The 22486-nt window shown below is 74.1% G+C and carries 16 protein-coding genes; 9 read left to right on the top strand and 7 right to left on the bottom strand.

Features of this window, described 5'->3' with window-relative positions; all coding sequences use genetic code 11:
- Positions 1-16: 16 nt before the first annotated feature.
- Positions 17-1453: a HAMP domain-containing sensor histidine kinase gene (locus AB0883_RS19330; protein ID WP_366642662.1), complete on the top strand. Its 1437-nt coding sequence runs from the start codon at positions 17-19 to the stop codon at positions 1451-1453.
- Positions 1454-1467: 14 nt separating this feature from the next.
- On the opposite strand, the gene AB0883_RS19325 is transcribed toward AB0883_RS19330, so the two are convergent.
- Entirely contained in the window at positions 1468-2322 is an 855-nt protein-coding gene (locus AB0883_RS19325; RefSeq protein ID WP_366642527.1) for an arginase family protein, read from the bottom strand.
- 37 nt (positions 2323-2359) lie between these two features.
- Here AB0883_RS19325 and AB0883_RS19320 point away from each other — a divergent pair, with 37 nt between their 5' ends.
- Positions 2360-3046: a helix-turn-helix transcriptional regulator gene (locus AB0883_RS19320; RefSeq protein WP_366642526.1), complete on the top strand. Its 687-nt coding sequence runs from the start codon at positions 2360-2362 to the stop codon at positions 3044-3046.
- A 41-nt stretch (positions 3047-3087) separates the two neighbouring features.
- Here AB0883_RS19320 and AB0883_RS19315 read toward each other — a convergent pair whose 3' ends face one another.
- Entirely contained in the window at positions 3088-3483 is a 396-nt protein-coding gene (locus AB0883_RS19315) for a VOC family protein (protein WP_366642525.1), read from the bottom strand.
- Between the two features lie 189 nt (positions 3484-3672).
- Between AB0883_RS19315 and AB0883_RS19310 the strand changes: the two genes are divergently transcribed.
- The 4 genes from AB0883_RS19310 to AB0883_RS19295 all read left to right on the top strand — a co-directional run bounded on the left by AB0883_RS19310 (position 3673) and on the right by AB0883_RS19295 (position 8962).
- A complete protein-coding gene (locus AB0883_RS19310) occupies positions 3673-3822 on the top strand; it encodes a hypothetical protein (protein ID WP_165947858.1) in 150 nt (49 codons plus the stop codon).
- A gap of 9 nt (positions 3823-3831) precedes the next feature.
- Positions 3832-5256 carry a class I SAM-dependent methyltransferase gene (locus AB0883_RS19305; protein WP_366642524.1) on the top strand — a complete coding sequence of 475 codons (1425 nt, stop codon included), beginning with the start codon at positions 3832-3834 and terminating at the stop codon, positions 5254-5256.
- Positions 5249-7321, top strand: coding sequence for a sulfatase-like hydrolase/transferase (locus AB0883_RS19300; protein WP_366642522.1), 2073 nt, complete (start codon positions 5249-5251; stop codon positions 7319-7321). Before AB0883_RS19305 ends, AB0883_RS19300 begins: the two co-directional genes overlap by 8 nt.
- 357 nt (positions 7322-7678) lie before the next feature.
- Positions 7679-8962, top strand: a complete 1284-nt coding sequence (locus tag AB0883_RS19295; RefSeq protein WP_366642521.1) for a citrate synthase — start codon at positions 7679-7681, stop codon at positions 8960-8962.
- Between the two features lie 78 nt (positions 8963-9040).
- On the opposite strand, the gene AB0883_RS19290 is transcribed toward AB0883_RS19295, so the two are convergent.
- The 4 genes from AB0883_RS19290 to AB0883_RS19275 all read right to left on the bottom strand — a co-directional run bounded on the left by AB0883_RS19290 (position 9041) and on the right by AB0883_RS19275 (position 14558).
- Positions 9041-10435 carry a glycosyltransferase family 4 protein gene (locus AB0883_RS19290; RefSeq protein WP_366642520.1) on the bottom strand — a complete coding sequence of 465 codons (1395 nt, stop codon included), beginning with the start codon at positions 10433-10435 and terminating at the stop codon, positions 9041-9043.
- A gap of 384 nt (positions 10436-10819) precedes the next feature.
- Positions 10820-11494 carry a fasciclin domain-containing protein gene (locus AB0883_RS19285; RefSeq protein WP_366642519.1) on the bottom strand — a complete coding sequence of 225 codons (675 nt, stop codon included), beginning with the start codon at positions 11492-11494 and terminating at the stop codon, positions 10820-10822.
- A gap of 87 nt (positions 11495-11581) precedes the next feature.
- Positions 11582-13702, bottom strand: coding sequence for a M14 family metallocarboxypeptidase (locus AB0883_RS19280; RefSeq protein WP_366642518.1), 2121 nt, complete (start codon positions 13700-13702; stop codon positions 11582-11584).
- 193 nt (positions 13703-13895) lie between these two features.
- Positions 13896-14558, bottom strand: coding sequence for a response regulator transcription factor (locus AB0883_RS19275; RefSeq protein WP_199729305.1), 663 nt, complete (start codon positions 14556-14558; stop codon positions 13896-13898).
- A 299-nt stretch (positions 14559-14857) separates the two neighbouring features.
- Here AB0883_RS19275 and glgX point away from each other — a divergent pair, with 299 nt between their 5' ends.
- From glgX to treZ, 3 genes are read left to right on the top strand one after another with little or no spacing between them, the layout of a single operon-like run.
- The gene (gene glgX, locus AB0883_RS19270) at positions 14858-16975 is read left to right on the top strand and encodes a glycogen debranching protein GlgX (protein ID WP_366642517.1); all 2118 of its coding nucleotides are present in this window, start codon (positions 14858-14860) and stop codon (positions 16973-16975) included.
- A 1-nt stretch (position 16976) separates the two neighbouring features.
- The gene (gene treY / locus AB0883_RS19265) at positions 16977-19301 is read left to right on the top strand and encodes a malto-oligosyltrehalose synthase (RefSeq protein ID WP_366642516.1); all 2325 of its coding nucleotides are present in this window, start codon (positions 16977-16979) and stop codon (positions 19299-19301) included.
- Positions 19298-21031 carry a malto-oligosyltrehalose trehalohydrolase gene (treZ, locus tag AB0883_RS19260; RefSeq protein WP_366642515.1) on the top strand — a complete coding sequence of 578 codons (1734 nt, stop codon included), beginning with the start codon at positions 19298-19300 and terminating at the stop codon, positions 21029-21031. The genes treY and treZ overlap by 4 nt, the downstream gene beginning before the upstream one ends.
- 75 nt (positions 21032-21106) lie before the next feature.
- Here the strand turns inward: treZ and AB0883_RS19255 are convergent, their stop codons facing one another.
- Positions 21107-21982 (bottom strand): alpha/beta hydrolase, encoded by an 876-nt coding sequence (locus tag AB0883_RS19255; RefSeq protein ID WP_366642514.1) that lies wholly within the window; start codon positions 21980-21982, stop codon positions 21107-21109.
- Between the last annotated feature and the right edge of the window lie 504 nt (positions 21983-22486).

Raw genomic sequence — 22486 nt, 5'->3', positions numbered from 1 at the left:
CCGGCTCCGTCGCCGGCTGGCCGGGGTGTCGCTGCGGACCCGCCTGGTGGTCATCCTGGTCGCCCTGCTGGCCCTGGTCAGCGTCGCCATCGGCGGGATCACCACGGTCGCGCTGCGGCAGTTCCTGATCGACCGGGTCGACGACCAGCTGACGCCGATGCGGGCCGGTCCCGGTCGGGGGGCGCCGTCGCCCTTCGAGGTGCCGCCCGGCGGGCCGAACGCGCGCATCCCCCGGGGCCTCCCGCCGGGGACCGTCGCCGCCGAGGTGGCCGACGGCCGGGTGGTCCGGGCCTGGACCCTGGCCGACCGGCAGGAACGCGCCGTCCCCGCCGAGGACCTGGCCGGACTCGCCGACCTGCCCACCGACGGCCGACCCCGCACCCGCGAGCTGGGGGAGCGCGGCGACTACCGGGTGGTGGCGCGCCAGCTTCCGGGCGGGACCGTGCGGGTGCTCGGCCTGCCGCTGTCGGGCGTGTCGGAGACCGTCTGGTGGATGGTCGCCGCGCAGGCCGGCGTGGCGACCGCGGGGCTGCTCGTCGCCGGTGGGGCCGGTGCCCTGATCGTGCGCGCGACCCTGCGCCCGCTGCGCCGGGTCGCCACCACCGCCGGCCGGGTCAGCGAGCTGCCCCTGGACCGCGGGGAGGTCGCGCTGTCCGTGCGGGTCCCGGCCGCCGACACCGACCCGCGCACCGAGGTCGGGCAGGTGGGCGCGGCGCTGAACCGGATGCTGGGGCACGTCGGCGCCGCGCTCGCCGCCCGCCAGGCCAGCGAGACGCGGGTACGCCAGTTCGTCGCCGACGCCAGCCACGAGCTGCGTACGCCGCTGGCGGCCATCCGGGGCTACGCCGAGGTCGCCCGGCGCGGCCGGGACGAGGTGCCGCCCGACGTGGCCCACGCGTTGCGCCGGGTCGAGTCCGAGAGCGCCCGGATGACCAGCCTCGTCGACGATCTGCTGCTGCTCGCCCGGCTCGACTCGGGCCGACCGCTCGTGGTCGAGCCGGTGGACCTGTCCGCCCTGGTGGTGGACGCGGTCGGCGACGCGCACGTCGCGGGGCCGGGGCACCGGTGGCGGCTCGACCTGCCGCCGACCGTGGTCCGGGTCCCCGGCGACCCGGCCCGACTGCACCAGGTGCTGGCGAACCTGCTGGCCAACGCCCGGGTGCACACCCCGCCCGGCACCACGGTCACCACCACCCTGGGGATCGACGGCGACGTCGCCGTGCTCGGCGTCGCCGACGACGGGCCCGGCGTGCCGCCGGCGCTGCGGGCCGAGGTGTTCGAACGCTTCTCCCGGGGCGACAGCTCCCGGTCCCGGGCCCACGGCAGCACCGGCCTGGGCCTGGCGATCGTGGCCGCCGTGGTGGAGGCCCACCACGGCACCGTCGAGCTGGCCAGCCGGCCCGGCCGGACCGTGTTCACCGTCCGGCTGCCGGGCGCCACCACCGACGCCTGAGCGCGCGACGCCGGTCAGTCGGCCAGCAGCTCGGCGAGCGCCTGCCCGATCCGCTCCGCGTGCCGCCCGTCCGGATCCTCGTCGGCGTTGAAGTCGGTGACGCTCATCCCGATCAGCCGACCCGAGCACACCAGTGGTCGGGCCAGCGCCACGAGGTCGGCCCAGTCCAGCCCGTCCGGCTCGGGGTAGCTGACCGCCGGGAGCACGAGCGGGTCGAGCACGTCGAGGTCGAGGTGCAGCCAGGCCGGCGTCGTACCGACGGCGAGTTCCCGGCCCACCGCCGCCGCGTCGGCGCCCCGCAGCCGGGTGGCCGGCACCAGGTGGACGGCGGGATCGACCCGGGAGGCCTCCTTCCCGTCCGTCGCGGCCCGGTCGAGCGGCCGGTGACCGAGCACGTGCACCTGGTCGGGGTCGACCAGCGGCCCCTCCCGGTCGAGGACCCCCGCCGGGCCGTGGTCGGTGACGATCGACAGGTCCATGTCCGCCCCCTCGCCGGTGGGCGAGGTGCGGCCGTCCTCGAAGTCGAGGTGGGCGTCGAGGAACCACAGGTCGAAGCCGGAGGGCAGCCCCTGCAGGATGCCGGGCAGGATCGCGCAGTCGCCCCCGAGCACCAGCGGGTGTCGTCCCGCGCCGATCAGCGTCGTGGTGCGGGCGGCGATCGCCCGGCCGGCGCGGCGCACCTGGTCGACGCCGATCACCCCGGTTTCCGGGTCCCGTACCGGGTCGGTGATCAGGGCGTCGACCGCCCCGGCGTCGGCCGCGCCCACCCGGCCCAGCAGCCCGGCGGCCCGCAGCGCCGCGGGCGCCCGGTGCTCGCCCCGGCCGCGTCCGGAGGAGTCGAGGGGAGCGTCCAGCACCGACCATCGCACACCCGGAGGCTAGCCCGATCGTGGCAGGCTGGGCGGCATGTACCGGGAACGTCCGGCCGGGTTCGCCGGCGCGGTGCTCTGGACCAGCGCCACGACGGCGGGCGCCGCGCCGACCAGGGTGCTCCCCGACGGCTGCCTCGACCTGCTCTGGTCGAGCCGCTCGGGGCTGACGGTGGCCGGTCCGGACCGCACCGCGCACCTCAGCGGCGGCGGGCCGGCGGAGCGCTGGGTGGGGCTGCGGCTGCCGCCGGGGACCGGCCCGGCGGTGCTCGGCGTACCGGCCGTCGAGCTGCGCGACCGGCGGGTTCCCCTGGCCGAGCTGTGGGGCGACCGGGACGTCGCCCAGCTCGCCGAGCGGGCGGAGGCGGCCCCGGCCGAGGTGCTCACGGAGATCGTCGTGCGGCGGCTGCGGGCGGTCGGCGGGCCCGATCCGATCGGGGCCCGGGTCGCCGCCGCGCTGGCCGCCGGTGCCAGCGTGACCGAGACCGCCGCCGGGACCGGCCTCGACCCGCGCGCGCTGCACCGTCGGTGTCGGCACCTGTTCGGGTACGGCCCGAAGACCCTGGCCCGGATCCTGCGGATGCGGCGCGCGCTGGCGATGGCCCGCGCGGGCACCCCGCTGGCCGAGGTGGCGGCCCGCTGCGGTTACGCCGACCAGGCCCACCTGACCCGCGACGTGCGGGACCTGGCCGGGGTGCCGCCCACCGTCCTGCTGCCCCGCTGAGCCGGCCGCTCGCGGCCGGCCGCGCGGGGCGGGGTCCCGGCTCAGGCCCCAGGGAGTGGGGCGAAGAGGTCCACGGCGTTGCCGTCCGGGTCGCGCACCACCGCGTACCGCTGGCCCCAGAAGGCGTCCCACGGGGGCAGGTGGCCCGGGTGCCCCTCGGCCACTAGCTCCGCGTAGAGCCGGTCGACCTCCGCCGGGTCGGCGCAGCGGAAGGCGAGACCGGCCCCGCCACCGCCGCCCGGCCGCCAGCCGGGGTCGAAGGAGCGGACGGTCTCGGCGGTGTCCCAGGCCAGCCGGAGCCCGCCGGGCAGGGTGATCTCCACGTGCGGGTCGGCTTCGGCGTCGGCCGGGATGTCGAGGCCGAGCCGCCGGTAGAAGGCGAGGGAACGGGGCAGGTCGCTGCTGACCATGCCGATGAGATCGAGTGTGGGTGCCATGGCCGTCACGGTAGGACGTCCCCCGGCGCTCGTCTTGAACGAAACGGACAACCGGGCGGAGTGCCGGGTGTGCCCCTCACGATCGGGACGATCGGCGTAGCGTGTCAGACAAGTCCGGCTTTCCGGGCAAATCCCTCAGGGATCCTGCCCGCGTACGCCGATCTCGAGACGCGACGGAAGGAGCGGTCGGTGGAACACCTGGCCTACCTGGACGCGGGGTCCGGCAGCCTGATCGTGCAGGCGGTGGTCGGCGGGGTGGCCGGCGCCGCGGTGGCGGCCAAGCTCTACTGGCGGCGACTGGTCGACCGGTTCCGCCGCCAGCCCACCGACCAGCGCTGACCCCGGCCGATGGCGAACTCCCGCACCGGCCTGCGCGCCGAGCCCGGCTCCTTCCGCGACCCCGCCAACCGGGTCTTCCACCTCGACGGCGACGTGCTTCGCGGGCTGGACGCGCAGGCCGCCGGGGAGTGGCGGGCGCTGACCGCCAGCGAGTTCTTCCCGCCGCTGCTCGCCGCCGGCAAGGTGTGCGGCACGGAGGCGGTCGAGTCGCCGGCCGTGCCGTCGGCCGACCGGTGGGCCGCCGTCCTCCGCCACGAGCGCATCCCGTTCGTCTCCCACCCGTACGAGTGGTCCTTCACCATGCTGCGCGACGCGGCGCTGCTGCACCTGGAGATCCTCCGCGAGGCCCTGCCGGCCGGGTTCACCACGAAGGACGGCTCGGCGTACAACCTCCAGTGGCGGGGCGCCGAGCCGGTGTTCATCGACGTCGGCTCGTTCACCCCGGCGCGCGACGGCGAGCCCTGGGCCGGCTACCGGCAGTTCTGCCAGACGCTGCTCTACCCGTTGCTGATCGGCGCCCACCTCGGGCTGGACTTCCAGCCCTGGCTACGCGCGCGGGTCGACGGCATCGAGCCCGACCAGATGCGCCGGCTGTTCGGCGGCGTCCGGCGGCTGCTGCCCGGCGTGCCCACCCACGTGCACCTGCACGACGCCATGCAGCGGCGCAACGCCCGGGCCAGCACCGCCGACGTCCGGTCCCAGCTGCGGGCCGCCGGCTACTCCCGGGAGCTGGCGCTGGCCACCGTACGCGGGATCGAGAAGCTCGTCCGGCGACTGGAACCCCGCCCGGCGGCCAGCCACTGGGTCGACTACCAGCGCACCTGCGCGTACACCGCCGAAGACCGGGCCGCGAAGGAACGCTTCGTCGCCGAGGCGCTGGCCGACGGGGCACGGCCCCGCCTGGCGCTGGACCTCGGCGCCAACGACGGCCGGTACGCCCGCCTCGCCGCCCGGCACGCCGACTACGTCGTCGCGGTCGAGCAGGACCCCGGCGTGCTGGACGGGCTCTACCGGGACCTGCGCGCGGCGGGGGAGCGGCGGATCCTGCCCCTGGTGATGGACCTCGCCGACCCGTCGCCGGGCGGCGGCTGGCGCGGCGTCGAGCGGGCCTCGTTCGCGGAGCGGGTCGAGGCGGACGCGGTCCTCGCCCTGGCCGTGGTGCACCACCTGGCGATCGGGCGCAACGTGCCGCTGCCCGAGGTGCTGGACTGGCTCGTCGGGCTCGCCGCCCCCGGCGCCCGGGTGGTGGTGGAGTTCGTCCACCCCGAGGACCCGATGGCCCGACGGCTGCTGGCCAACAAGCCCGAGGGGCTCTTCCCCGACTACCGGCCGGCCGAGTTCGAACGGCTGCTCGCCGCGCGCTGCCGGATCGCGCGGCGACTCGACCTGCCCTCGGGCACCCGGACGCTCTACGCGGCGGTCGTGGGTGGCTGAGCCGGCGCCCGCGCCGGACCGCGCGCCCGGCGACCGGGCCTCCGGTGGCCGGCCGTCCGGCGGCCGGGCCTCCGGTGGGCGGCCGGGCGGCTGGCGTACGGAGCTGGGTCGGCTGGCCGAGGTGGCGGGGCTGGTCGGGCTCGTGGTCACCCAGCCGCTGCTGGACGTCCTCGGGCGCAGCCCCGACTTCTTCCTGTTCCACCGCGCGGACCGCCGCGAGATCATGCTGCTGGTGGCGTTGGTAGCGCTGGTGCCCACCGCCGCCGTCGCGCTGCCCGGCGCGCTGTCCCGCCTGGCCGGACGCGCCGCCCGCTCCGCCACGCACACCCTCCTGGTGGGCCTGCTGCTCGCCGCGCTGGCCGTGCAGGTCGGCCGGCACGGTACGCCGCTGCGGGGCGTACCGCTGCTGCTGCTCGCCGCGGTGGTCGGGGCCGCCGGGGCCGCCGCGCACCGGCGCTGGCGCGCGCCCGGGCGGGTGCTGCGGCTGGCCGCGGCCGGGCCGCTGCTGTTCGTGGGGCTGTTCGTGTTCGCCTCGCCCACCTCCACGGTGGTGCTGCCCCGGGGCGAGGGCGGCGCCGCCGGGGTGGCCGGGCCCGGCAACCACCCGCCGGTGGTCGTGCTGGTCCTCGACGAGCTGCCCCTGGTGTCCCTGCTCGGCCCGGACGGGCGTGTCGACGCCGCCCGGTTCCCGCACTTCGCGGAGCTGGCCGGCGGCTCCACCTGGTACCGCAACGCCACCGGCGTCAGCGGCTGGACGCCCTACGCGCTGCCGGCCATGCTCACCGGCCGGTACCCGCAGCGTGAGGCGGCGCCGCACTACTCGCAGTACCCGGACAACCTCTTCACCGCCTTCGGCGGCCTGTACGACGTCCGCGCCGAGGAGAGCATCACCCGGCTCTGCCCGCCCAGCCGCTGCGAGCAGCCGGTCAGCCCCGAGCAGGGGATGGGTGTGCTGATCCGCCAGGCCGGCGGGCTGCTGCGCCAGGTCACCGCCCCGGTCGACAGCCGCGTCGACCCGGAGGACTCGTACCGCGAGCAGACCCGCGCGGAGGCGGGCATCGACGCCGCCGAGCCGGTGCCGGCGGACCCGAAGTTCCGTTGGGACAGCCTCGACGACAACCAGCCGGCCCGGTTCACCAGCTTCCTCGCCGGGCTCCGGCCGGCGCCCCGGCCCACCCTGCACTTCCTGCACCTGCTGATGCCGCACTCGCCGTGGGCGTACCTGCCGTCGGGGGCGCGCTACGACGCCCCGGCGGACCTGCCGAACGACGGCGACGGCTGGGCGGAACTGGCCCGCCGGCGGCACCTGGCGCAGCTCGGCTACACCGACCGGCTGATCGGCGAGACCCTGCGTACCCTGCGCTCCACCGGCCTCTACGACCAGGCCCTGCTGGTGGTCACCGCCGACCACGGCGTCAGCTTCACCCCCGGCGCCCAGGGCCGGGGCATGGACGCCATCCGGACCGCCCCCGGCGAGGTCGCCTGGGTGCCGACGTTCGTCAAGACACCGGGCCAGCGCGCCGGGCGGACCGACGACCGGAACTGGCAGCACGTCGACCTGCTGCCCACCATCGCCGACGAGGCGGCCATCCGGCTCCCGTGGCCCGTCGACGGCCGGTCCGCCCGGCAGGCCCCGCGCGCCGAGGCGGGCAAGGTCTTCTACGACCGCCCAGGCCAGCCGACCCCGATACCCGGCAGCGCGCCGGCCCCGATCGCGCCGCCCGCGCCCCATCCGCTGGTGGGCACCGCCGTCGGCGACCGCCCGACCGGCGGCACCGCCCGCCTCGCCGACCTGGCCGCGTTCGCCGAAGTGGACCCGGACACCGGGCGGCTGCCGGCCGCCGTCTGGGGCGACGTGCCGGACGACGTACCCGACGGCACGCGGCTGGCGATCGCCGTCAACGGCCGGGTCGGCGCGGTCGTCCCGGTGGTGCCCCGCGACCCCGGCGGACGCCGCTTCGCCGCCCTGCTCGCCGACGACCGGCTCTTCCACGCCGGCGCCAACCGCCTCACCGTCTACCGCGTCACCACCGACAACACCCTCCTCCACCTGACCCTCACCTGACCCGGCCCCCGGGCCCTCGCCCGGCCCCCCGCCCCGGGGGCGCTCGGCGCCGTCCCCGCGCCGGATGCTGGTGATCATGAGGTTTGCGCCCGAGAACGCGCTTACCTGAGACGCAAACCTCATGATCACCGCGCAAGGGACCGGGTGGAGGGCCGGGCGTGGTGGGCCGGCGCGGTAGCGTTCCCATGCCTCGTTGGCTCCGGCGCGTCCGGATTGCGCGGGTTTCCCGGCTCGCTGGTCGGGAAACGGGTGACGCATGCCTCACCGTCGAACCACGACGGGCGGTATCTCCTCGACCGTGATTACGGTAAAAGCGAAGGCAATTCAACGCAGATCTGCCGGCGAAGCGAGGGAACCATGACGGAAGTCAAGCTCGATCACCCCGGTGGGCAGCTTTCGATGCCGGTGCAATCCGCGGTCGAGGGCCCCGCCGGCATCGGGGTGGGCAAGCTGCTGAAGGAAACCGGGATGACGACGTACGACCCCGGTTTCGTCAACACCGCCGCCTGCTCGTCCGAAATCACCTACATCGACGGCGACGCGGGGATCCTGCGTTACCGTGGGTACCCGATCGAGCAGCTCGCGGAGAAGTCCTCGTTCCTGGAGGTCTCCTACCTGCTGATCTACGGTGAGCTGCCGACCCAGCAGCAGCTGACCGAGTTCACCGAGCGGATCCGCCGGCACTCGCTGCTGCACGAGGAGATGCGCCGCTTCTTCGACGGCTTCCCGCGCGACGCGCACCCGATGGCCGTGCTCTCGTCGGCCGTCAGCGCCATCTCCACCTTCTACCAGGACAGCCTGGACCCGTTCGACTCCACGCACGTCGAGATGTCCACGGTGCGGCTGATGGCGAAGGTGCCGACCATCGCCTCGTACGCCTACAAGAAGTCGATCGGCCAGCCGCTGCTGTACCCGGACAACTCGCTGGGCTACGTGGAGAACTTCCTGCGGATGACCTTCGGCGTGCCGGCGGAGCCGTACGAGGTCGACCCGGTGATGACCAAGGTGCTGGACATGCTGTTCATCCTGCACGCCGACCACGAGCAGAACTGCTCCACCTCGACCGTGCGACTGGTGGGCTCCAGCAACGCCAACCTCTTCGCCTCGGTCTCGGCGGGCGTGAACGCGCTCTTCGGCCCGCTGCACGGCGGCGCCAACCAGGCCGTGCTGGAGATGCTGGAGAAGATCCAGGCCGACGGCGGCGACGTCGGGTCCTTCGTACGCAAGGTGAAGGACAAGCAGGACGGCGTGAAGCTGATGGGCTTCGGCCACCGGGTCTACAAGAACTACGACCCGCGCGCGGCGATCGTGAAGAAGGCGGCCCAGGACGTGCTCGGCCGGATGTCCAAGCCCGATCCGCTGCTGGACATCGCCATGCAGCTGGAGGAGATCGCCCTCGCCGACGAGTTCTTCGTCTCCCGCAAGCTCTACCCGAACGTGGACTTCTACACCGGCCTGATCTACAAGGCCATGGGCTTCCCGACCAAGATGTTCACGGTGCTCTTCGCGCTGGGCCGGCTCCCCGGCTGGATCGCGCAGTGGCGCGAGATGATCAACGACCCGGAGACCAAGATCGGTCGCCCGCGGCAGATCTACACCGGTGCCCCCGAGCGGGCGTACGCCCCGTTCTCGGAGCGCTGAGCTCCGGCCGTACCGACGACGAAGGCCGCCGACCCGCACCGGGTCGGCGGCCTTCGTCGTGTCGTGCCTCCGGCCCCGTCAGCGCAGGCCGGCGGCGGCCAGCAGGTTGCCCTCGGCGATCGACGGCACGGCGCGAACCCGGGTCACCCGCTCGGCGGCGAACGACCCGGCGGTGGCGATCGCCGCCGCGTAGGCGGCGGCCGTACGCTGCGCGATGGCCGACCAGCCGTACCGCTCGTGCACCATGACGCGGGCCCGGCGGGCGAGCTGGCGGGCCCGCTCCCGGTCCGACAGCAGCGCGTCGACGGCCTCGGTCAGCCCGTCCGGGTCGTGTGGCCGGAAGGTCATCCCGGTCACCCCGGGCTCGACGATCTCGGCGAGCCCGCCGGTCGCGGCGACGGCCAGGGGCGCGCCGGCGGCGGCGCCCTCCAGGGCCACCATGCCGAACGGCTCGTAGATGCTCGGCACGGCGAAGCAGTCCGACGCGGCCATCACGGCGGGCAGGTCGGTGCCGCCGAGGAAACCGGGGAGGCTGACCGTGCCGCCGAGGCCCAGGCGGTGCACCTCGGCCTCCAGTTCGCCGCGGTACGGCCCGTCGCCGACGATGACCGCGCGCAGGCCGGGGTGCCGCTCGCGCAGCCGGGGCAGCCCGGCGATCAGGTGCTGCACGCCCTTCTCGTAGACCAGCCGGCCGGCGAAGGTGATCAGTGGCCCGTCCCCGGCGAAGCGGGCGCGGGCCTGCGCCACCGCGGCGGCCGGGACCCGCCAGCGGTGCGGCTCCACGCCGTTGGGCACCACGTCGACCCGCCCGGCCGGCACCCCGAACAGCCCGGTCACCTCGTCGCGCATGTAGCCGGAGCAGACGATCACCCGGCCCGACTCGCCGGCCAGCCAGTGCTCCACGCCGTGGATGGTGCGGTTCATCTCCTCGGGCAGCCAGCCCTGGTGCCGGCCGGCCTCGGTGGCGTGGATGGTGCTGACGAGCGGGATGTCGAGGTGTTCGCGCAGGGTCATGGCGGTGTGGGCGACGAGCCAGTCGTGGGCGTGGATGACGTCGTAGGTGCCGGCCTCGGTGGCGCGTAGTGCGGCGCGGGTGAGGGTGTGGTTGAAGGCCATGGTCCAGGCGAGCAGGGAGGAGGTGGCCAGGGGGAAGGTGACGGGGTCCTCGGCGGCGCGGACGATGCGGACGCCGTCGGCGTACTCCTCCAGGGGCGCGCCGTCGGTGTGCCGGGTGACGACGGTGACCTCGTGCCCGGCGGCGGCGAGGGCGACCGACAGGGCGTGCACGTGCCGGCCGAGGCCGCCGACGAGGACCGGCGGGTACTCCCAGGAGAGCATGAGGATGCGGCGGGTCTGCGGGGGCGTGCCCGTCGTCCCGGCGTGCGTCGGGACCTGGGGCCGGGAGGTGAGGGTGGGCCGGTGGACCCGGCCCGGGATGCTGGTGGGCTGCTCGCCGACCCGCAGGGTCGTCACATCGATCTCCGTCCATGCATGGTGGAACGCGCCGGCAGCGGTGGCGGCGGAACAGTGCTGAGGGATGGCCGAGGGGGCCGGGCGGGGGCGCGCGGGCGCGCCCCGCGAACAAGCAAAGGGCATCCCGACCGATCCCGCATCTCGAAAGGGGCCAAGGTGACGGAGGACACCCGAAAGTCCCGGGTCGTGTCAGTCGGGTGGATTCCGGTCATCGTCCGATCAGGCGAACGGACGGGCCTGGTCCGCCTCACGCACCCGTCCGCGCCGATCGACATGCTCTACACCGCGATCTCCACCGTCCGGCGGGCGTCGGCGTGGGAGCCACGAAGGACGCCGGCCGCCGACCCCGCGAAACGGGTCGGCGGCCGGCGTCGTCGGGCCCGCTCAGTGGTGGTGCTCCTCCTCGTGGGCGGTGTCCGGCAGGTCGCCGAGCACCTTGTCGATCACGTGGATCCGCGCGCCGGTCGCCAGGTAGTCGGCGCAGACCGTCTGGGCCCGGTCGGCCAGCCGAACCCCCGACCCGGCCGGGGTGACGGCGAGGGTGGTGCCCGCCAGGGTGGTGACGGTGCCGGCGGACGCCAGGTCGGCCACCGGGCGAGCCCCGGCGACCAGGTGCTCCCTCAGCAGCCCCCGCAGCGTCGCGGTGTCCTTGAGCAGCAGCTGGTCCACGTTGGCGGTGGAGAACTTGGTCCGGAAGGCGTCGTCGGTCGGGGCGAGGATGGTGAGCCCGCCGGCGGCGGACAGCTCCTCGGCCATCCCGGTGGCCCGCACCGCCGCCTCGAACGTGGTGAGCACGGGAATCCAGGTCAGGGCCTGGGCGGGGGACCGGTCCACCAGCGAGCCCGGGCTGCCCGGCTCGGTCCCCGAGGGCAGCACGTCGCACAGCGGTCCGGTGACCGCGACCGGTGTGCTGTCGCCGGTGCGCTCCGCCGTGGCGGGCCGCTCCGGCGAGTTGGTGCATCCGGTCGCCGCGACCAGGAGGGCCAGGGCCGCCCCGGCCACCGCCCGTCGGCGGCGGGCGGCCCGGGACGCGGGGCCGGGGATGAGGGTCTCGGACACGCTCTCTCCACTCCAGAACCGGTACGGGAGGCGCCGGCAGGTCGGCGGTGGGCCGACCTGCCGGCACCTCGGGCGGGACTCAGCAGGTCACAGCTGGGCGCACTGGCTGAACTTCGGACCACTCACGGAGTTGGCGACCTCCATGTTCGTCGGGGCGGGGGAGTTGCCGGTGCAGGTCAGCGGGCCGTTGACGGTGTTGCCGGCCACCAGCGGGGCGACGACCCCGCTGCCGACCACGCCGACCGGGCCGGTCACCTGGTTGCCGACCAGGACGACCGGGCCCTGGGTGCCGGTGGCGCGCACCGGGCCGTTGACCCGGCTGTCGGTCAGGACGAACCCGGCGGCGCCGTTGGCGTCGACGGGACCGTCGATCGAGCTGCCGTTGACGATCAGCGCGGCGCCGGGGCGCACCTGGACCGGACCCCGGACGGTGGCCCCGTCCAGGCAGGCGACGCCGGAGACGACCAGCGGGCCGTTGCGGGTGCCGGTCAGGGTGGGGGCGACCCGCTCGCCGGCGACCAGGCCCTCGACGGCCTGCTCGTCGAGCAGCAGCGGGATCAGGCCCCGCTGCGGCTGGGACAGCGGCACCAGGTAACTGTCGCCGACCTTGATCACCTTCCAGCCGTGGGCGGCGAGCCGCTGGGCCACGGTGGTGCGCTGGCCGGTCGGGCCGTCGGTGCGCTCGCCGTGGTACTGCTGCTCGGTCAGCCGGTAGGCGCACGGCGGCTGTTCGAGGATCCGCTCCGGCGTGGGGGCGTCCGCGGGCGGCGGGGCCTCACCCGGGTGCGGGGCCGGGTACGCCTCGATCTCGCGGGAGCCCCGGAACACGATCCGTCCCTCGTTGGCGGACTGCGACGTGATCGCCTCGGCGCGGGCCTTCGTGATGGCCTGGACGCTGGCGCCGTGGTAGCGCAGGAACTCGGTGAACGTCCACAGCGCGGAGTAGGTCTTGCGCCGGCGGTTGTTGGCGGTGTTGGACTCGTCGGGCCGCGTCGGGCCGCCGGAGCTGCGCAGCTCCAGCAGGGAGTTGACCACGTTCTTCAGACCGAGGGTGTTGCGCAGGATGGTCTCCTCGCTCAGGCCCACGGTGGCTCCGGCGGTGCACCCGTACGGGCAGGCCCACCAGCCGTCCCGGGCGCCCTGCGAGTACATGTGACCCTCGATCATCTTCTGCGACTCGTCGAAGATGCCCTGCGCCACGTTCTGGTGCCGCGGCGGCAGCATCGGCAGGTCACCGGTGTTGGCGTTGCCGTACTCGTGGCCGTCGTAACCGGCGATCGGCCGGTAGTCGCGGACCATCTCGGCCAGCGCGTGGGTCTCCGGCTGGCGGATCAGCGAGTGGTCCCGGTTGAGGTCCTGACCGGTGGAGTTGCCCCGGGTGTTGGCCGCCCGGCCGTCGCCGTTGAGCGTCGGGACGATCAGCATGGTGGTCTTCGACAGCAGGTCGAGGGTCCTGGCGTCCTTGGTGAAGGCGAGCTGCCGGGCCATGATCAGGCAGGCCTCGCGGTCGCCCGGCTCGTTGCCGTGCACGTTGCAGTTGACCATCAGCGGGTTGGTCGCGGCCACCGCCTCGGGCGTCGCCGCCGGCCGGGGGTAGCCGATGACCAGCATGTTGATCGGCCGGTTCTGCACCGTACGGCCGATCTCCACCACGCGGACCCGGTCGCTGGCCCCGTCGAGCGCGGCGGTGTACGCGTACTCGTTGACGTCGCTGGTGTACTGCGCGCCCAGCGTCTCCTCCCACTGGGTGCGCAGGTTCTCGCCCGGAGTGCCCGGGTCGCCCCAGTGGCCGCGGGTGGTGCCGCTGACCGGCGCCGAGTAGGGCTGGGCCTCGGTGCCGAGGCGGGCCCGCACCCGCCACTGGAAGCCGTTGCCCGGGGCGAAGCCGGCATCGGCGAAGGTCGGCTCGTCGTTGTTGACCTGCCGGTTCGGGCGCCACACGCCGACGATCACCGGCGTGCCGGGTGTGCCGTCCGCGGCGAGCGGGGTCCGCTCGATCTGGTAGTCGGTGGCCCCTTCCACCCGGGTCCACGCCAACGTGGCGTACCCGTCGCCCTGCACGACCGTGAGGCCCTGCACCTGGTTCGGCTCCGCCTGCTGCAGGGCCGCGCTCGGCCGCCCCTGCGCCTGAGCGGGAACCGCCGTCGCCACGAGGGCGGCGGCGAGCAGCGCGGAGAACACACCGGCCGTTGTCCGTCTGTATCTCAAAGGGATCTCCAAACAGGAGGGATGGCTGGGTGCGCCCAGCACACCCGCAGTCGGCCCACCGTAGGCGCACAACCTGCGATTCTTGAGGATCACCTGAGATTTCCGGGCCGGTCACCGGCCGGATGCGCGACGCCGCCGCGATCAGGACCGCGGCGGCCGGCACGCCGGTCGCCCGGCCGCTCACCGGCGGTCGTCAGCCCGCGCGCAGCCGGTAGCCGACGCCGCGTACGGTCTCGACCAGGCCGGCGTCGTCGAGCTTGCCCCGCAGGGCCGCGACGTGGACGTCGAGGTTGTGCCGGGTGCCCCAGGTGGTCTGCCAGACGTCCAGCTGCAACCGGTCCCGGGGCACCACCGTGCCGGCCTGCCGGGCCAGCGCCACCAGCAGGTCGAACTCCTTGCGGGCCAGGCCGACCTCCCGCTCGCCCAGCCAGACCTGCCGGGCGTGCACGTCGATGCGCAGCCTGCCGACCCGCAGCTCGCTCGTGCTCCGGACGCTGCGGGCGGTACGACGCATCACCGCCTCGATGCGGGCCTGCAACTCCACCATCGAGAACGGCTTGACGACGTAGTCGTCGGCGCCGGCCCGCAGGCCGGCCACCCGGTCGTGCTCCTCGGCGCGGGCGGTGACCGCGATGATGGCGACGTCCTCGTCGGCCTGCCGCAGCCGCCGGCACACCTCCAGGCCGTCGCCGTCGGGCAGGTTGAGGTCCAGCAGGACCAGGTCGACGGCGCCGGCGCGGACCGCCTCGGCGGCCGTCAGCGCCGACACCACCTCGTGTCCCCGGCGGCGCAGCGCCTTGCCGAGGGCAGACGCCACGCGTAGGTCGTCTTCGACCAGGAGCACCCGCACGCACATCCCCCCGGACCTCGTCACCGCCGGATCATGCGAGTCTTGCCGACGATCATCGACTTGACCAGTGCGGACGCAAGATCGTGACCGCAGCATGATCCGTTCCGGACCCGACAGCGGGGCCACGGTGACCGGGCGCGTCGAAACGTCCACCCGCTATCAGTCGGGTGCATTCCGGTCATCCACCGATCGGGTGGATTGACGGCGGAACGCGCGGGGCAATACCCGCACGCGCGCCACCGGCCCCGCCGTGTGGTGCGCTCATGGTGCGGTGCGCGCTCATGATCTTGCGCATAGGGAGCGACATGCAGGTCTGGCCGGGTGAGCGGTACCCCCTGGGGGCCACCTACGACGGGATGGGCACCAACTTCGCCATCTTCTCCGAGGTGGCCGAGCGGATCGAGCTGTGCCTGTTCGACGAGTGGGACACCGGGGCGGAGCGGCGGGTCGAGCTGCGTGAGGTCGACGCGTACGTCTGGCACGCGTACATCCCCGGCATCGAGCCGGGGCAGCGCTACGGCTACCGCGTGCACGGGCCGTACGACCCGGCGAACGGGGTGCGGTGCAACCCGGCCAAGCTGCTGATCGACCCGTACGCCAAGGCGGTCGACGGCGACGTGCGCTGGGACCCGGCCGTCTACGACTACGAGCACGGCGACCCGGAGCGGATGAACACCACCGACTCGGCGCCGTTCATGCCGAAGTCGGTGGTGGTGAACCCGTACTTCGACTGGGGCAACGACTCCCCGCCCCGCATCCCCTACCACCACTCGGTGATCTACGAGGCGCACGTGCGCGGCCTGACGATGCGCCACCCGGACATCCCCGACGAGCTGCGCGGCACGTACGCCGGCATCGCCTCCCCGCCGATGATCGAGCACCTGACGAAGCTCGGCGTGACCGCCATCGAGCTGATGCCGGTGCACCAGTTCGTGCACGACCACCGGCTGATCGACCTGGGGCTGCGCAACTACTGGGGCTACAACACCATCGGCTTCTTCGCCCCGCACCACGGCTACTCGGCGCTCGGGCACCTCGGCCAGCAGGTGCAGGAGTTCCGGGGCATGGTCAAGGCGCTGCACGCCGCCGGCATCGAGGTCATCCTCGACGTGGTCTACAACCACACCGCCGAGGGCAACCACCTCGGCCCGACGCTGAGCTTCAAGGGCGTCGACAACGCCAGCTACTACCGGCTCAGCGAGGAGGACCGCCGCTACTACGTCGACTACACCGGCACCGGCAACAGCCTCAACGTCCGCAGCCCCCACTCGCTCCAGCTGATCATGGACTCGCTGCGGTACTGGGTGACCGAGATGCACGTCGACGGGTTCCGCTTCGACCTCGCCGCCACCCTCGCCCGGGAGTTCTACGAGGTCGACCGCCTCTCCACCTTCTTCGAGGTGGTGCAGCAGGACCCGGTGGTCAGCCAGGTCAAGCTGATCGCCGAGCCGTGGGACGTCGGGCCGGGCGGCTACCAGGTGGGCAACTTCCCGCCGGTGTGGACCGAGTGGAACGGCAAGTACCGCGACACCGTGCGCGACTTCTGGCGCGGCGAGCCGGCCACCCTCGCCGAGTTCGCCTCCCGCATCTCCGGCTCCGCCGACCTCTACCAGGACGACGGGCGCCGCCCGTTCCACAGCATCAACTTCGTCACCTGCCACGACGGGTTCACACTGCGCGACCTGGTGTCGTACAACGACAAGCACAACGAGGCCAACGGCGAGGAGAACCGCGACGGCGAGAGCCACAACCGGTCCTGGAACTGCGGCGTCGAGGGCGACACCGACGACGGGGCCGTACGCGCCCTGCGGGCCCGGCAGCGGCGCAACTTCCTGGCCACCCTGGTGCTGTCGCAGGGCGTGCCGATGATCGGCCACGGCGACGAGCTGGGCCGCACCCAGCGCGGCAACAACAACGCCTACTGCCAGGACAGCGAGCTGGCCTGGGTCGACTGGGACGACGCCGACACCGAGCTGCTGGAGTTCACCCGCAAGCTGGTCGACTTCCGCCGCCGCCACCAGGTGTTCCGCCGGCGGCGCTTCTTCACCGGCCTGCCGGTGCGCTCCCGGCTGGTCGACGAGCCCCTGCCGGACCTGGCCTGGTACACCCCCGACGGGCGGGAGATGACCGGCGAGGACTGGGGCAACGACTTCGGCCGCGCCGTCGCGCTCTTCGTCAACGGCGAGGGCATCCGCGAACGCGGCCCGTACGGCCAGCGCCACGTGGACGCCTCCTTCCTGCTCTGCTTCAACGCGCACGACGCCCCACTGGACTTCACCGTGCCCGGCCCCGAGTTCGGGCAGCGCTGGGAACTGGTGATCAGCACCGCGGAACCGGAACCGGAGAAGACCACGGTGGTCGAGGCGGGCGGCACCCTCTGCGTGCCCGACCGGTGCGTGGTGGTGCTGGAGAGGAAGGCCTGACATGTCGACCACCCCTCGACCCGACGCGCCCCGGGTGGGCGCCACCTACCGGGTGCAGGTCCGCCCCGGCTTCGACCTGGACACCACCGCCGAGCTGGCCGACTACCTGGCCGGCCTCGGCGTCACCCACCTCTACAGCGCGCCCCTGCTCACCGCCACCCCCGGCTCGGCGCACGGCTACGACGTGGTCGACCACCGCGCCGTCAACCCCGAGCTGGGCGGCGAGGCGGCCCGGCAGCGGCTGCTGCGGGCGCTGCGCGCCGCCGGGCTCGGGCTGGTCGTCGACATCGTGCCCAACCACGCCGGGGTGGCCGTGCCCGCCGCGAACCCCGCCTGGTGGGACGTGCTGCGCCGGGGCCGGGACTCGGCGTACGCGGCCTGGTTCGACGTCGACTGGGACCGGGGTCGGCTGCTGCTGCCGGTGCTGGCCGACTCCCCGGACGCCCTCGACGACCTCAAGCTCGCCGACGGGGAGCTGCGCTACCACGAGCACCGCTTCCCGGTCGCCGACGGCACCGGCGACGGCACCCCCCGCGAGGTGCACGACCGGCAGCACTACGAGCTGGTCTCCTGGCGGCGCGGCGACACCGAACTCACGTACCGCCGGTTCTTCGCCGTCTCGGACCTGGCCGGGCTGCGGGTGGAGGACCCGGAGGTCTTCGCCGCCACCCACGAGCAGGTCCTGCGGTGGGCGGCGGCCGGCGAGGTCGACGGCATCCGCGTCGACCACCCGGACGGGCTGCGCGACCCCTCGGCCTACCTGGCCCGGCTGCGCGCCGCCGCGCCCGACGCGTGGCTGGTGGTGGAGAAGATCCTGGAGTACGGCGAGGAGCTGCCGGACTGGCCGGTGGACGGCACCACCGGCTACGACGCCCTCGCCGCCGTCTGCGGGCTCTTCGTCGACCCCGACGCGGAGGGCGACTTCACCGCCCTGGACACCCACCTCGTCGGCCGGCACACCTCCTGGCAGGACCTCACCCACGACACCAAGCTCGCCGCGGCCACCCGGCTGCTGTCGGCCGAGCTGACCCGCCTCGCCGCGCTCGCCCCCGACGTCGAGCACGACACCGCGCGGGCGGCGCTGGCCGAGCTGGCCGCCGCCTTCGCCGTCTACCGGGGCTATCCGCCGGAGGGCGCCCGGCACCTGGCCGCCGCCCGCGCCGAGGCCGGCCGCCGCCGCCCCGACCTGACCGGCGCGCTGGACGCGCTCACCCGCCGGCTGCGCGACCCGGACGACGAGCTGGCGAAGCGCTTCCCGCAGTTCACCGGCGCGGTCATGGCCAAGGGGGTGGAGGACACCGCCTTCTACCGGTGGAGCCGCTTCGTCGCGCTCAACGAGGTCGGCGGCAGCCCCGCGCACTTCGGCGTGCCGCCGGCCGAGTTCCACCGCTTCGCCGCCGCCCGGCAGGTGCGCTGGCCGGCGAGCATGACCACGCTCTCCACCCACGACACCAAGCGCTCCGAGGACGTGCGGGCCCGCCTCGCCGTCCTCAGCGAGCTGCCGGGGCGCTGGGCCGACCTCGTCGCCCGGTGGACGGCCCGCGCGCCGCTGCCCGACCCGGCCTTCGCGCACCTGCTGTGGCAGACCGCCGTGGGCGCCTGGCCGATCGAGCGGGAGCGGCTGCACGCGTACGCCGAGAAGGCCGCCCGGGAGGCGTCGGCCGCCACGAGCTGGGCCGACCCCGACCCGGTCTTCGAGCGGGCCATGCACGACGTGGTCGACGCGATGTACGACGACCCGCAGCTGCACGCCGAGCTGACCGCCTTCGCCGACGAGATCGCCCCCGCCGGTTGGTCCAACTCGCTCGGGCAGAAGCTCGTGCAGCTCGCCATGCCCGGGGTGCCCGACACCTACCAGGGCACCGAGCTGTGGGACAACTCGCTGGTGGACCCCGACAACCGCCGCCCGGTCGACTTCGCCGTACGCCGGGAGCTGCTGGCCCGCCTCGACGCCGGCCCGCCCCCGCCGGTCGACGCCGGCGGCGCGGCGAAGCTGCTCGTGGTGTCGCGGACCCTGCGGCTGCGCCGCGACCGCCCGGAGCTGTTCGGCGGCTACCGGCCGGTGCCGGCCCACGGGCGCGCCGGCCGGCACGCGCTCGCCTTCGACCGGGGCGGCGCTGTCGCGGTCGCCACCCGGCTGCCGCTCGGCCTGGCCCGCGCCGGCGGCTGGGGCGACACCACCCTGTCACTCCCCGTTCACGAGGTGACCGACCTGTTCACGGGCCGGTCCTACAGTGGCGGGCAGACCCCCCTGGCCGACCTGCTGGCCACCTATCCCGTCGCGCTGCTGGCTCCCACCACCGAGTCCGTGGAGGCTTCGTCATGACCGAGTTCACGGTGTGGGCGCCGGAGGCCGCCCGCGTCCGGCTGCGCCTGCCGGGCGTCGCCGACCACGAGATGCGCGCCGGCCCGGACGGCTGGTGGCGGGTCGAGGTGCCCGCCGCCGGCCCCGGCACCGACTACGCCTTCCTGCTCGACGACGACGAGCGGGCGCTGCCCGACCCCCGGTCGGCCTGGCAGCCGGCGGGCGTGCACGGGCCGAGCCGGCGCTACGACCACGCGGCGTTCGAGTGGACCGACCAGGCCTGGTCCGGCCGGCAGCTGCCCGGCGCCGTCCTCTACGAGCTGCACGTCGGCACGTTCACCCCCGAGGGCACCTTCGACGCCGCCATCGGCCGCCTCGACCACCTGGTCGACCTCGGCGTCGACATGATCGAGCTGCTGCCGGTCAACGCCTTCAACGGCGAGCACAACTGGGGCTACGACGGCGTCTGCTGGTATGCCCCGCACCAGTCCTACGGCGGGCCGGACGGCCTGAAACGGCTGGTCGACGCCGCCCACGCCAGGGGCCTGGGGGTGATCCTCGACGTCGTCTACAACCATTTCGGGCCCTCCGGGGCCTACGCGCCGATGTTCGCGCCGTACCTCACCGAGCAGAGCAACACCTGGGGCCGCACCGTCAACCTCGACGGCCCGCACTCCGACGGCGTGCGCCGCTACATCGTCGACAGCGTGCTGATGTGGCTGCGCGACTACCACGTCGACGGGCTGCGCCTCGACGCCGTGCACGCCATGCCCGACTCGCGCGCCACCCACCTGCTGGAGGAGGTGGCCGTCGAGGTCGAGGCGCTCTCCACCCACCTCGGCCGGCCGCTGTCGCTGATCGCCGAGTCCGACCTCAACGACCCCACGCTGATCACGCCCCGCGAGGCCGGCGGCTTCGGCCTGCACGCCCAGTGGAACGACGACGCCCACCACGCCCTGCACACCCTGCTCACCGGCGAGCGGCAGGGCTATTACGGCGACTTCGGCTCGCTCGAATGCCTCACCGACGTGCTGACCGGCGGGTTCTTCCACGCCGGCACCTGGTCCAGCTTCCGCAACCGTCACCACGGCCGGCCCGTGGACCGGCAGCGCACCCCAGGCCACCGGTTCGTCGCGTACCTGCAGAACCACGACCAGATCGGCAACCGGGCCACGGGCGACCGGATCTCCGCGACCCTCTCCCCGGGGCTGCTGCGCGTCGGCGCGACGCTGCTGTTCACCGCCCCGTTCACCCCGATGCTGTTCATGGGGGAGGAGTGGGCGGCCAGCACCCCGTGGCAGTTCTTCACCAGCCACCCCGAGCCGGAGCTGGCGACCGCCGTCGCCACCGGCCGCAAGCGGGAGTTCGCCGCGCACGGCTGGCCGGAGGGCGACGTGCCGGACCCGCAGGACCCGCAGACCTTCGTCCGCTCCCGGCTCGACTGGGCCGAGCTGGACAAACCCGAACACCGCGAGATGTACGAGTTCCACAAGCGGCTCATCGCGCTGCGCAAGAGCCGGGCCGACCTGTCCGACCCGAGGCTGCACGCCGTGGACGTACGCCCCGGCGACCAGTTCCTGGTGATGCGGCGCGGCGGGACGCTGGTGGCGGCGAACCTGGCCGCGAAGCCGCAGCGGATCACGCTGCCGGGGGTGGCGCGCCGGGTGCTGCTCGCGACGGGGGAGGGGGTCACGGTGATGCGCGACCGCATCGAGCTGCCGGCGGAGTCGGCGGCGATCGTGGCGCTCTGACGGCGCTCGGCGTCGCTTCGCCGCCGGCAGTGGTGCCGCTGCCGGCGGCGATCGGCCCGCCCCCGCCGGTGGTGGTCAGCCGGCGTCCAGCACCTCGCGCAGCGTGGCCGCGAACTCGGCGGGCTTGCCCGCGTAGCCGAACTCGCCGCCGAGGAAGCCGCCGTGGTGGCTCGGGAACACCACGGCCTCCTGGCCGAGCAGCGCAGCGGTGGCGACGGCCGTACGGGCCGTGTACGTCCCCGCCGTCTCCTCGCCGACCGCGATCACGATCCGGGTCGGCGCGGCCGTGAGAGCCTGCGCGTCGGGCCGGTAGTCGATGACCGCCTGGGAGGCCTTCGACAGCAGCGGGTCGTCGCGGGAGCCGTCGTCCTCGGTCGGCAGGCCGAACGCCGCCGGGTCGGGCGTCGGCTGGTCGAAGTAGGCGTCGGTGTACTCGCCCTGCCAGGACGTCATCGCGATGAACGCGGCCATGCCCGCGCCCTGGCCCTTCGCCTGGTAAGCCTCGTGGACGGCGGCCTGCGCGCGCTCGGCCGCCGCCGCGTCGGGGAGCACGGCGTTGATCGGCGGCTCGTGCGCCACCAGCGTGGCGACGTCGCCGGAGTGGGCCGCGACCAGCTCCAGCGCGGTCACCGCGCCGCCGCTGCTGGCGAACACGTCGACCGGGCCGCCGCCGAGCGCCTCGATCAGCAGGTGCAGGTCGGCCGCCTGCTGCTGCGGCGTGTGGTCCGACCGGCCGTCGCTGCGGACGCTGCGGCCCAGGCCGCGCGGGTCGTAGGTGACGACCGTCCGGTCGGTGAAGTGGGCGGCGAGCGCGTTGAAGCCCTCCGCCGTCATCGGCTGGCCGATCATGAGTAGCGTGCGGTGGTCACCGGAGGCCGACAGCGGACTGCGCACGTCGTAGACCAGGTCGACGCCGGGCGCGGCAAGGGTGTGGGTCTCCATTTTCGTCATGCCGGCGAGCCTACGACCGACGGGTGACATAGCAAGTGCCACACGCGGAGGCGGCATCCAGCTTCATGGTCACCGGCACCGACTCTAGGATCTGCCGTGTGGAGCTTGGCAGAAAGAGGCTGCGGCGCCTTCCGGCTGTGCAGCGGAGTCCATAGATCTCCTGGTAGGGAAGGGCTGCGCTCCGGTTCACGGACCGGGCGAGGATCGCAACGACGTCACCGATGGCAACCCCAACGGCGACCCGACCGGCCGCGTACGGCCACGGACGGGGCGAGGACCGCAACGTGGGCAAGCAGACCACGTCGCAGCAGGCATCGGCGGCGCTTGTCTAGCCGACCGGCTCGGCGTTCAACAGGTCCACTGCTTGTTCCAAAGTGGCGGCGAAGTCGTCTGGGAGGACCCTGGCGATGAAGAATTTGCCCAGGTCATCAGGAAAAGGATGCGCGGCCCGTTAGAACGCAAAGCCGATCACCAGATTGTCGCATAGGTATGAATAGCAGGACA

Origin of the sequence: Micromonospora sp. NPDC047812 (assembly GCF_040704175.1) — a bacterium.
Classification (GTDB): domain Bacteria; phylum Actinomycetota; class Actinomycetes; order Mycobacteriales; family Micromonosporaceae; genus Micromonospora.
Note: the sequence above shows the minus strand (reverse complement) of the source record. Positions and strands in the feature narration are given on the sequence as shown.